This window comes from Shewanella sp. S1-58-MNA-CIBAN-0166, from assembly GCF_040310085.1.
Lineage (GTDB): Bacteria > Pseudomonadota > Gammaproteobacteria > Enterobacterales > Shewanellaceae > Shewanella.
On sequence record NZ_JBEOPN010000055.1, the window covers coordinates 1 to 13,277 of the forward strand.

At 40.7% G+C, this 13,277-nt stretch carries 7 protein-coding genes; all 7 read left to right on the plus strand.

Going from position 1 to position 13,277, the window contains the following annotated elements:
• Window positions 1-4,203, plus strand: a 4,203-nt coding sequence (locus AAEY99_RS20705; RefSeq protein ID WP_351011856.1) for a beta strand repeat-containing protein, incomplete at its 5' end; no start/stop codon positions are given.
• Window positions 4,204-4,312: 109 nt separating this feature from the next.
• Complete coding sequence (locus tag AAEY99_RS20710) at window positions 4,313-6,490, plus strand: type I secretion system permease/ATPase (RefSeq protein WP_351011858.1); 2,178 nt, start codon at window positions 4,313-4,315, stop codon at window positions 6,488-6,490.
• Window positions 6,487-7,869, plus strand: a complete 1,383-nt coding sequence (locus AAEY99_RS20715) for an HlyD family type I secretion periplasmic adaptor subunit (protein ID WP_101087235.1) — start codon at window positions 6,487-6,489, stop codon at window positions 7,867-7,869. The genes AAEY99_RS20710 and AAEY99_RS20715 overlap by 4 nt, the downstream gene beginning before the upstream one ends.
• 21 nt (window positions 7,870-7,890) lie before the next feature.
• Window positions 7,891-9,300, plus strand: coding sequence for a TolC family outer membrane protein (locus tag AAEY99_RS20720; RefSeq protein ID WP_351011860.1), 1,410 nt, complete (start codon window positions 7,891-7,893; stop codon window positions 9,298-9,300).
• Window positions 9,300-9,905 carry an OmpA family protein gene (locus AAEY99_RS20725; protein ID WP_162022189.1) on the plus strand — a complete coding sequence of 202 codons (606 nt, stop codon included), beginning with the start codon at window positions 9,300-9,302 and terminating at the stop codon, window positions 9,903-9,905. The genes AAEY99_RS20720 and AAEY99_RS20725 overlap by 1 nt, the downstream gene beginning before the upstream one ends.
• Window positions 9,906-9,991: 86 nt before the next feature.
• Window positions 9,992-10,642: a transglutaminase-like cysteine peptidase gene (locus AAEY99_RS20730; RefSeq protein WP_101087238.1), complete on the plus strand. Its 651-nt coding sequence runs from the start codon at window positions 9,992-9,994 to the stop codon at window positions 10,640-10,642.
• 7 nt (window positions 10,643-10,649) lie between these two features.
• Window positions 10,650-12,572, plus strand: a complete 1,923-nt coding sequence (locus AAEY99_RS20735) for a bifunctional diguanylate cyclase/phosphodiesterase (RefSeq protein WP_101087239.1) — start codon at window positions 10,650-10,652, stop codon at window positions 12,570-12,572.
• Window positions 12,573-13,277: the final 705 nt, after the last annotated feature.

Consider the following 13,277-nt stretch of genomic DNA (forward strand, 5'->3'; position numbering starts at 1 on the left):
GACAGCGGCGCCACCGCCGACATTAGCGGTACCACCACCGATGTGGCCCCAGGTTCAACCGTCACGTTAGTATTAACTGATGCCAACGGCACCCAAGTCACGGTCACGGGCGTGACAATTAATAATGACGGCAGCTATTCGATTGCTGGTGTCGATGTTTCCACATTAGTTGATGGCGACATCACCGTGTCTGCCACCGCGTTAGACAATAACGGCAACTCCGTTAACGACACCGATGTCGATAATCTGGACACAACACCAGCTACCGCACCGCTAATTGAATTTATAGGTATGGGTGATGAAGGTATTTACAGTGCTGATGAAATCGGCCCAGATAATTCTGTAACTGCCACAGTCACTTTAACGACCGGCACTCAGATCGGCGACACCTTAGTCGTCACCGATGGCAGCGGCAACGTATTAGCCTCTGTGACCGTCACCCAGGACATGCTCGACAACGGTTATCCGGTTGAAGTGCCTGTGACTGCTGGCGCTACTGATGTGAACGTCACCGCACAAGTCACTGACATGGCCGGTAACCCCTCTGCTGTGGCAACCGATACTCAACCAATTGATCGCGTCGCACCTGGCACACCTTCTATTATCATTCTTGATGATGGAACTCCAGGAGATGGTTGGTTAAATCAAGGTGAAATTAATGCAAATGGTGCTGGTATACAAATTCAGGCTAACGCAGATCACACCGACTTATCTGCTGGAGGATTTGTAGCAATATCAATTAGTATTGATGGCCGACCGCAAACAAGTTTCGAATTAAAACTGGTAAACGGTTCACTTGTTAATTTGGATGGCAGTACACCAGTTGTTGATTTCACGTATAACAATGGGGTCATCACTTGGAACCAAGATACTCTTGCTGAAGGCCAAACTTTAACCGTTGAAATTAGCCAAACTGACTCTGCAGGAAATCAATCAGTAAATGATAATGATGCAGTGACCGTCAATGGCGTTGATGCTACTGATGATACTCCGGGCACAATTTATATCGCATCGGCAAACAGCTCTAACGCATGGGCTATTCCAGAGGATACTGATGGCGAGCCTAAGTTCACTATTAGTGCACGAAATGCTGATGGATCAATAGGTGACGTTAATATCTCAAATGATAATAACAAGCTAGGCGTGTCAGGTTCTCCAAGATCTTCAGGTCAAATTGCTGGCCAGATAGAGTATGATTCTGCCACTAATACGTCAGAAGCCATTATATTTGACTTCAATGGTTTAGTTAATCAGGCAACATTTAGCGTAGCAAACTTGTTCGGCGATGAAAGCTCAGGAGAACAAGGTGTCTGGAAAGCCTATTACAACGGTGAACTCGTTGCGATGGCGACATTTACTACTGGCGCAGGCAATACTACGGGCACATTTACGATCAACACCGGTAACTTAGTATTTGATCAATTAGTATTCGAAGCTATACCTACAATTAGTGAACAAAATGGCGGGCCAGCACTAAATGATTCTTCTGATTATTTCTTAACATCCCTTGATGTCAGTGGGCCTGCATTAACAGGAACCATTATTACCAGTGAATCTGAGATACTTGATGTTCTTGACCCTGCCGATGGTTTATTGGCTAATGATATTGATGCTCAGGGGCATGACTTTATATTAACGTCTATCAATGGCGATTCTGTGACTTCAGGACAAGTTGTTACTCTTGATAGTGGTGCCTTATTAACGATATATGCTGATGGAACTTATAGCTATAATCCTAATGGTGCATTCAATAATCTTGCGTCTGGCGAACTTACAACAGATACATTTAACTACACAATAACAGATGAATTTGGCGCAACAGATACAGCGACAGTAACGGTTAATATTGTAGGAACGAATGATCTGGTCGCTATTAGCACGCCTGATATATTAGAAGTTTTCGAGTCTGGCCTGAGCAATGGTTCGAACATCAATGCTGCAATAGAAACATCTGGCAGTATGGTTATCGATATAAAAGATGGTTTAGATAGACTTTCTATACAAGTAGATGGAAACAGCAGCACTTTAACATTAGCAGCATTAATGGCTGCATCATTGGTCTCACCGATCATCATCGCGGGTGAATTTGGAGAGCTATCAATTACCGGTTATAACGATGGTTTATTAGAGTACACATACAACCTCGTTACCGCACAGAACCATACTGGCAGTAACGGAGAGACGATTACAGATACCTTCCAAATAACGGCGATTGATGTTGATGGAGATCAAGCTACAACAACACTTAACGCAGTTGTTCACGACGACCAACCAATTGCAATAGATAACAGCGTGACACTATCTGTAACTCAAGATTCATTTGCAATCATTGGCGGCGTTCAGGCTGAGTGGAAAACGGTTACTGGTGGTGCAAATGTTGTCAGGTTTGATGGTGATATTGGCTCTGGTGGCGAAGATAATGACTCTGCATTAGATCAAGTTCGTTGGGGTGTTACGAATGGCGCTAAATCTGGTTACGGCTTCATGGACAATGACGGTGCTCTAAATGGTGAAGTGGTACTAAACCAAGATATCGTATTAGGCACATTTACTCACTACAATTACCCAATTAATAGTGGTTCATCGATAACCGCAGCAACTATGGATGTAGTATTTAACGTTATTGATTCATTCGGCAATGTAACAGCAGTTACGCTTAAACTTAATTTCGCGCATAACGAAACACCAAATGATGGCGCAGACCCTCGCGATATCGTAACAATCGGTCAAACAAACGTGACCTTTAATTACGAAGGCGAGCAGTACACTATCCAAGTTATAGGCTTTGAAGATGGTGATGGTAATGTAGTATCGTCAATTTATACCGATGAAAATGCATCTACTAGTTATGATTTAGTCATTAGGATGGTGGCTGGTAGTGGGTATAGTCTACCGTCAGTAGAAGGTAATGTATTAGATAATGATATTACTGGCGCAGATATCAGCTCTGTAATCGGTGTAGCGATAGGTGATCAAACAAGTACCAATACAACTGGTAATGTCGGAGTTGTTATAACAGGTCAGTACGGTACTGTTATAATTAATAACGACGGTACATACACTTACGAGTTAACCAGTACAACGGATACCATCCCTTCTGGTGCTACTGACGTATTTACTTATACGATACAAGATAGTGATGGTGATATCTCCAGTGCTGTACTTGAAATAAACGTTAATTTAGTCAATGCACAAGATGTACCTGTTGAAGATGCAAATAATATTACAACAACAGGCACAAGCTTAGGTGATGAATTTATTGTGTTACAAGGTGACAATGGACTCAACCAAAAGCAGCTTAATGTTACATTCGGTGGTGGTTTATTTGGCCAAATTACTGACGAAAACGGAAATACAGTTACCGCTTCTGGTAGTAACCTAACAAGTTACAGCAGTGAGACTACTCAAGTCATTAGTAGTGGTTCTGGTAGTGATCATGTAGAGACCGGACGTGGTGGTGATATTATTTATGCTGGTGAGACTGGTTCATATGGTCTCGAGTCAGATGATGACCTTGAGCTAACCACAAATACTATTGCTAATAACCATATAATGACAGGCACGTTATCTGGTGCTGACAGCATAATTGATACCGACGGTTTATTACTTTCAAATGATGTCGCGTCTCTTAAAGCAGATATAGTTAACAGTGGAAACGGTAATGACTTCATTTATGGCCAATCTGGTTCAGACATTCTTTATGGACATAATGGTAATGATTATATTGATGGCGGCACTCATAACGATGGTTTAAGAGGTGGCGCAGGTAACGATACCTTAATTGGCGGTTTAGGTGATGATGTATTACGTGGCGACTCAGGTGCTGATACCTTTAAATGGCAACTAGGTGAATTTGGTAATGATATAATTTCTGACTTTAATCATAATGAAGATAAAATTGATCTGAGTGATTTACTGATTAATGAAGAATATAATAATCTCGAAAATTTACTTAACTTCAGTTACGACGCTAATGGTTCAAGTGTTATTGAAATAGATACTAATGGAGACGGTAGCTATGAGCAAACCATTACTCTTGATGGTGTAGATTTATCAAGTATTTATGGTAGTTCACAAGAAGGGGTTATCATTAATGGTTTACTCAACGATGGCGCGCTCATTGTTGATACCAATACGACAACACCAAATGGCCAAGGTATTGACCCATTTGTAAATAATCCTGATGGCCAAATTATTCCTTAGCAAAAAATAATATGCCTTCCATAGTAATATGGGAGGCGTTTAGGGATACTTAGCTACATCAAATAAAAGAACCAGTAGTAAAAATAAAAATAACAAGGATATCTTTATAGTGCCAGCTAGTGCATCCAATACTCAGGAACAATGGAGTATATCTGCCTCACAACGTGTGACGGTTGATCCGCTACTTGATAGCCTTGTTTTATTAACTGAGCATTTTGGTAGCCCATGTTCTAGTGAATCCCTCGCAGCAGGGCTTCCTTTAACCAGTGCAGGTTTGTCACCTGAACTACTGCCACAAGCAGCTGCTAGAGCGGGCTTATCTGCAAAGCTATCTCGTAAGGATCTGACTCAGATATCTCCAATATTATTGCCATGTATTTTAATGCTCAAAAACAAAAAAGCATTTATTTTACGCAGTATTGATATTGAGAATGACAAAGCTATTATTCAATTGCCAGAAACCGGCGGTGAAGAAAGCCTAACGGTAGAAGAGTTAGAAACACTTTACGTAGGATATTTATTCCTTGTTAAACAACATTATCGAGGTGACGCGAGCGTTGATGTCCACATACATGACAACAGCACTCATTGGTTAAAACAAAGTATCATTGATTCAGCACCTATATATCGAGACGCGCTAATAGCATCAGTACTCGTGAATCTATTTGCACTTGTATCACCACTATTTATCATGAATGTTTATGATAAAGTCGTTCCAAACCTAGCATTTGAATCATTATGGGTTTTAGCTATTGGCGCAAGTATTGCCTATTTATTTGATTTTATAATGCGTCAACTTCGAAGTTATTTAATCGATGTCGCGGGTAAAAAAGTCGATATTATTGTTTCATCAAAATTGTTCGCTAAAGCAATAGGGATACCACTGTCCCAACGTTCTCCGAGTATCGGCGGGATGGCTCGTCAGTTAGGCGAGTTTGAAAGTATTCGAGACTTTTTGACATCTGCAACCATAACGTCTTTAGTTGATTTACCCTTCGCGATTCTATTCGTCCTCATTATTTATATTGTTGCTGGTGATCTAGCTGCAATACCAGTGATTTCGGGTGTACTCATTATTGCTGTAACTCTTTATGCGCAACCTAAACTAAAAGCGGCTATTGAAGAAAGTAATCGTTTTGCCAGCTTAAAGCATGGGCATTTAATAGAAAGTCTTACTGCTATTGAATCAATCAAAGCAAATGGTGCCGAAGGCTTAGTCCAAAAAAGCTGGCAACAAATGATTGGGCATACCGCTAATTGGGAACTAAAAACAAAAAAATTATCTAACTTCATCGCAAATTTTGCTAATTTCGCAGTTCAAACCAGCGTGGTCGCGGTCGTGATTTTAGGTGTATATCGTTTAGCAGACAACGAATTATCTATGGGTGGAATTATTGCAGCTGTGATGCTTACAAGTAGAGCTGTAGCGCCAATGGCACAATTAGCATCTCTTATCACCAGAGGTAATTACACAGTAAGCTCCCTACGTCAACTTAATGAAATAATGGCAAAAGAAAATGAGTTTGAAAACAAAGGGCATTTAGTCAGTAAAGAGCGTATTAATGGAAAAATTACCGCTGACAATATTAGCTTCACCTTTCCTGGAGCAGAGAAACCAATACTTTATCCAATGTCATTAACCATAAAGCCTGGTGAGCGAATAGCCATTATAGGTCGTAATGGTTCTGGTAAAAGTACTTTAGCAAAGCTGCTATTAGGGCTGTATAAACCTGTACACGGTAGTCTTCGATATGATGGTATAGATGCAGGGCAAATTCATCCTAGTGACTTGAGACGTAACTTTGGTTATTTACCTCAGGATGTCACTTTATTTCACGGTTCTGTTCGTGACAATATATTATTTGGGTCTCGCCAAGTAAGCGAACATCAACTTATTAGAGCTGTTCAGTTATCTGGAGTCAGTCAATTTACTCATTTAGAGTCGGAAGGATTAGATCAACAAGTAGGTGAAGGTGGTCTATCGCTAAGCCGTGGCCAACGCCAAAGTGTCGCTTTAGCTAGAGCTACATTAAATGACCCGCCAATACTGTTAATGGATGAACCTACTGCCAGTTTAGATGCGCGAGCAGAAAAACAGTTTATGCGTTCAATGGCACAAGTCAGTAAAAACAGAACGCTATTATTAATTACCCATAAAATGCATTTATTAAATCTAGTCGATCGCATTATTGTGTTAGAACGTGGACATGTAGTGGCTGATGGTCCTAAAGATGAAGTCCTTGCGAAACTTAATGCAGGGACAATTGCTGGAGCCCAAAACTCATGAGTAAGCATCTTACCGTAGCCGACTTAGAAATGGTTGATGACGTTTATGGTGCCATGATGACTGACGCCCCGTCAGGACATCGTCTTATCATATGGTCACTGTCCGCAATGATGGTGTGTTTTTTTATTTGGGCTTACTTCTCAGAATTAGATCAGGTGACATCAGGAACGGGTAAAGTTATTCCGTCGTCACAGATTCAAATTATCCAAAGTCTAGATGGCGGAATTTTGCAGGAAATCTATGTCCAAGAAGGGAGTATGGTCACTAAAGGACAACCTTTAGCCCGGATTGATGACACCCGATTCCGCTCCGATTTTGACCAACAAGAACAAGAAGTGTTCGGATTACAAACTAATATTATTCGCATGCGCACCGAATTAGACAGTATTATTATTTCAGATATGTCTTCAGACTGGCGCCAACAGGTCAAAATAACCAAGCAAAATTTGGTATTTCCGCAGACCATTATTGACGAAGAGCCAGAACTGGTTAGGCGTCAACAAGAAGAATATTCAATTCGGTTGGATAATTTAAGCAACCAATTAGAAATTCTTGTACGTCAGATCCAACAACGTCAGCAAGAAATAGAAGAGTTGGCCTCTAGAATTAGTACCCTTACGACGAGTTATCAATTAGTATCTCGCGAGCTTGAATTGACTCGACCACTTGCTCGGAAAGGCATTGTTCCGGAAGTTGAGCTGCTCAAACTTGAGCGCACAGTGAATGATATTCAAGGTGAATTACAATCGGTTAGGCTTTTACGTCCAAAAGTGAAAGCGTCTATGGATGAAGCAATCTTAAAGCGCCGAGAAGCTGTATTTGTTTATGCCACTGATTTACGTGCACAGCTCAATGAAATGCAAACCAAATTATCACGTATGAATCAGGCACAAAAAGGCGCATTTGATAAGGTCAGTAAAGCCGTCATAGCTTCGCCTGTTATAGGCACCATTAAAAAAATTAACTTTAATACCTTAGGTGGCGTTGTACAGCCAGGTGAAGAGATTATGGAAATTGTTCCATCAGAAGATAAACTGCTGATAGAAACCAAAATCACTCCTAAAGATATTGCTTTTTTACATCCGGGATTACCCGCTATCGTAAAAGTCACCGCATATGACTTTACTCGTTATGGCGGGCTAAAAGGAACCGTTGAACACATTAGCGCCGATACGTCACAGGATGAAGAAGGCAATAGTTTCTATATTGTAAAAGTGCGAACACAAGAGTCCAGTTTAATGAAAGACGATGGCACAGAGATGCCAATAATTCCAGGGATGCTCACTTCAGTAGATGTCATCACGGGAAAAAAATCCATACTTGAGTACATTTTAAATCCAATTTTAAGAGCGAAAGATACCGCCCTTAGAGAGCGCTAAGAAGAACCGGGAGGGTTTTTTATGACAACTATTATAAATCAACAAATAAAGCTAAGTGCTGTTGCTCTTGCTTTATCAATGTTGATAGCGCCAACAGCCTCAAGCCAGACTCTTGAGCAAGCTGTTGCACATACGCTAGACACAAACCCAGATTTACGCATTGCTTTTAATCGTTTTAAAGCGCGTGAAGAGCAAGTTAATCAAGCCGTAGCAGGCTATATGCCAACCGTAGATCTTTCTGCGGGCTATGGCTGGGAGCAAACCGATAGCCCTTCAACTCGTCGTAAAGTAGGCCAAGGTGATGTTGATAATGACGGTATGATTGATTTAGAACGTGGCGAAGCCGGTTTTAGTATCAAACAAATGCTGTTTGATGGTTTCTATACCAGTAGCGAAGTCGATCGTTATTCGTATGAAGCTAGCGCGGATCAGTGGGCATTATTTGCTGCTGCTGAAGATATGGCATTGGATGTTGCAAAGGTCTATTTGAACTACATCCGTAGCGAGCAAGTACTATTACTCTCGGAGAAAAATCTCGCGAGTCATAAAGACATTTACGATCAAATAAAACAACGCACAGATTCAGGTTTAGGATCGATAGCAGATTTATCGCAAATCACCGGTCGTCTTGCCCGTGCAAACGCCAATGTAATTTCGGCTAAAAACAATTTAGAAGATGCTCGTGCAGCCTATATCAGAATTGTTGAAGCAAAACCCGATGACCTAATTCTGCCAGTGCCTGATGCCGATATGCTACCAAAAAGCTTAGATAAAGGGCTCATGGCAGCAAAATCAAAACACCCAGTATTAAAATCAGCGGAAAGCGATATTAACGCCGCTAAAAAAGAACGTAGCTCAGCCAAAGCCAGCTATTTCCCGCAATTAAGCCTAGAACTTAATGGTAACTGGAATAATGATACTGACGGCGAAGATGGCTACAGCGCAATTAACAGCCAAAATGTTAACGGCTATAACAATGATTTAGTTGCTATGGTTCGGGTTAAATATAACCTTTTTTCAGGTGGTAAAGACGTCTCAAAAGACAGAGAAACAGCCTATAAAGTCAACGAAGCAAAAGAAATCCAACAACGCGCTTATCGCCAAGTTGTTGAGGGTGTTTCGTTAGCTTGGAATGCTTATGAAATGTTAGCCCCACAAAAACAGTTCATCCGTGAACATGTTGTGGCGTCAAAACAGACTCAAGTGGCTTATGTGCAACAATTTAACTTGGGCCAACGAACTCTGCTCGATTTACTCGATACAGAAAATGAACTATTTGAAGCTCGTAAGGATTACTTGCAAACCGAGTATGACGAAATTGCTGCTCGTTACCGAGTATTGAATGCGACAGGCGATCTACTTGACTCACTTCGAGTAACACGCCCGGGAGAATGGCGTGGTGAGCGTGAATATGAGGGAGGTGTTAAATAATGAAATATTTGATGATTTTACTCGCATTGATTACAACAACAGGTTGTTCGATCAACGATATTGTCGAGTCTAATGCTTCTACACCACAAAATTTTGATCTTGCCGACAGTGATCGTGATGGTGTGATAATGGCCCGAGAACGTTGTGCTGGCACCATCATTGGTGCTGCTGTCGACAACTATGGTTGTGGTAGCATCAAAGATATCAATGAACGCCAAGACTTAAAAATACTATTTAGTAATAATTCAGTGGTTATCGAACAGCAGTATTATAACCAAATTGAACGCGTCGCTAATATCATGAAAACCTACCCTACCACTAAGGTAAAAATAGAAGGCCATACCAGTAAACGTGGAAGCTATGAACTTAATTTAGCGTTATCTCAAAAACGTGCAAAAGCGGTTATCGAAGTGTTAGAAAACACCTTTGGTATCGATCCAAGCCGTCTTAACGCTACAGGGTATAGTTTTGATAACCCAATTGATAACAGTGGCACGCCAGAAGCAGAAGAGCGTAATCGTCGTGTGATAGCTGAAGTCACAGCCGATGACACCATTCCAGAAATGAGATGGAATATTTACACTGTCGATGAGCAAAATGACTAACGGACATACAAGGCATTGATTCTTTGAGTCGTGAAGACAGCAAAGTAACTACAGCGTTGCATAAAAGGGTCTGTCATTTTTTTATTATGGCATCGGCCCTTTTAGTTTCATGTTTATATGCTGCACCAACTCAAGAATTGAATCAGCAGCAAACCGTTTCAGCATTGTCGAAACGTTATGGCGATCGCGCAGGATTACGAGCAAATGCTTGGTTCAAAATCGTCAGTGATTCACAACAACTTGCTGATATTGATAAATTAGAAAAAGTGAATCAATTTTTTAATTTATTTCGATTCATTGATGATCAAACGCTATGGGGTGAATCCAATTATTGGGCATCGCCAATGGAGTTTATCGGGGCTAACGGAGGGGATTGCGAAGACTTCTCAATCGCAAAGTATTTCACGCTTCTTCAACTGGGTATTCCTGAAGATAAACTCCGAATCACCATGGTAAAAGCGACATCGCTGAATCAATATCATATGGTGTTAGCATACTATGAAAAGCCTAATTCGATTCCGTTAGTGCTCGACAATTTGGATAAAACCATAAAATTGGCAACGAAACGAAAAGATCTCCTGCCTGTTTACAGTTTTAACGGTAAACAATTATGGCTAAACAAAGAAAAAGGTCGAGGTGTGTTAGCTGGCTCATCATCACGCCTTGAAAAATGGACTGACCTTAAACTTAGATTAGGTGTAGAACGCTTACGCCAACCCAAACTCAACATGGAGTAGTGACAACATGACCCTGTTCAGGCAGATCTATGCGTTACTTTTCGGGCTGTTCTTGTTAACAATTGCAAGCGTAGCCTATGTACAATTTTCAGAAACCCAAGGATTCTTATCCAAACAAATGGAATCTGATCTCAACAATGCCAGTAATTCATTAGGATTAATGCTGACCCCTGTTTTAGAAGCCGGTGATGATGCCGGAGCTGAAACATTAGTCAATGTCATTTTTGAGGGCGGCTATTATCAACAAATCAAACTAACGTGGTTGGTTGATGGTAAGCAACAAGTGTGGAACAACTCTGTTAAAGTCGATAATATCCCTCAATGGTTTATCGATCTTAACCTGTTTAAAACCATTAAAAAACAAACCACGATTACCTCTGGTTGGTTACAACTTGCCACACTAGAAATTACAGCTCACCCAGGATTTGGCTATCAGGAGTTATGGCGGATTATTTCCGACATTATTATTCTATTTTCAATCTTATTTCTCATCGCCATTATATTTGCGCGAGTGGGATTAAGCTGGATTTTAAAACCCTTAAACACCCTTTCTTTACACGCTAAACAAATAGCAGCACAGCAATTTGGCCCAGATATGCCAACGCCAAAAACAAGGGAGTTAAAAGAGCTCGTCAATGCATTTAACAGTATGTCAGCCCAATTAAAACAAGTATTTAATTCTCTTGACGAAGAAGTCTCAGCATTAAGAAAGAAAAATCTTATCGATCAAGTCTCAGGGCTGCCAAATAGACAATATATGGTCAGTAGAGTTAATGGTTGGTTAAGCGAACCCAGTACCGGAGCACTTTACTTAGTCAAAATGGATTGGCTAGAAGAAGTACATAGCAAATACGGTTTCCAAGTTCGCGATGAGACCATTCGCATTCTGGCTGAGAAACTACAACACCACCAAGATCAAATTTCTTCTTCTGTTATAGCCCGCATTGCAGCATATGAATTTGCCTTCCTTGTTGAGGACTGTGAACATGACCAGCTGGCTAAGTATTTGCAAAGCCTAATACGTACTGTTAATAAAGAAATATCTAAAGCTGGCTGTAAACCAAATGAACAGTTTTATATTGGTGTTGCTGAACGTCTAGGACAAATGACAGTATCAGACATGTTGGCTCAAGCAGATAACGCACTCCAACAGTCCATTAAAGACGACAAAGTGTTCCATTGGTTTGAGAACACTCAAAAGCAGCTGTTTACCCGTGAAGAGTGGCGCAATAATTTAAGTCATGCCATAAAGAACAAAAAATTCCAATTCCGTTGGCAGTCGATTCAGCTATGTGCCAAAGATGAAATTTGTCAGCGCGAACTATATTGCCAACTGCAAATAGGCGACACCATCCTCCATGCTGGTCAGTTTGTTCCCTATATAGAATTACTCTCATTAGGCACAATGTTCGATCGTTGTTTAATAGAAACAGTCAATGAACATCGTTTACTCGAACGCAATTATGAACGCGTCGCCATCAATCTTACTTATCAAAGTATAAGCGATGCTGATTTTCATCTTTGGCTAAAACAATTCCTACGATCCAATAAATACACCGAACGGATTTGCTTTGAAATCCCAGAAGCAAGTGTATATAGCGATTTAGAATCTTGTGAAAATCTCTGTAAAGTCATTCGAGATTCAGGAGCTCAGTTTGGTATCGATCATTTTGGTCGCCAATTCGGTTCAATGGCTTACTTACAAAGTCTACGTCCAAATTATGTCAAACTAGACCAATCATTTGCCTATATTGAAGAGAATCAACACAACAGCGAATTATGTCGTGCTTTAGTGAATGTCGCTAAAGGGTTAGATATTCAAGTGATTGTCACAGGCATCCAAGAAGCAAACCAATTAACACGATTTACTGAACTCAGAGTCGATGCTTATCAAGGCTTTATTGTACCGCCGGTCAATGTGAAGCTCTAAGTGATATCAAAGAGTTGATCTACTAATACTAACCACTCCTCTGAGTGGTTTTTTTATCTCTGTAGAGCTACTTACAGGCGATAAACTCACTAGGGTATTAGTGGGTTAACCCAACAGCTATAACACAGTGCTAGCGCTATAAAGCTGTTCTGGTGAACTCGTTCATATTTAAGAACGATACCAGTCAACTGCAATTAATTTACGACCAAGCTTGCTCGATAAGATTTAGCCATACCATGGCACGACTCTGACAACCTGAATATCAGCGTAAAGCCTATTTAACCTGATGTGATGGTCTCCTCCCACTTCAATCATGGCACATCGATGCCGTACACATCAGGTTATTTATACCTATAGTCGCAGCAGTAATAAACGGTATCAATCCTCCTGCTATAACAGAAAGGCTATAACGTATGGTTAGCAAAAAACATACAAACGTCATTAAACATAGCATGTAGATCCTATTAACGCCGTTAATGCAAATAGATAGTGTGAATCAATAATGTGGATAGAGGATGCAGATAGATAATGCGATTGGCATTGTTCACTTAATAAGGCAATAGTACGAATGTAATGACCAATCAAGAAAAACAAAAAGGCCACTCATTTGAGTAGCCTTTTAGTTAAATTGGTCGGTGATAGAGGATTCGAACCTCTGACCCTCTCGTCCCAAACGAGATGCGCTACCGGGCTGCGCTAATCACC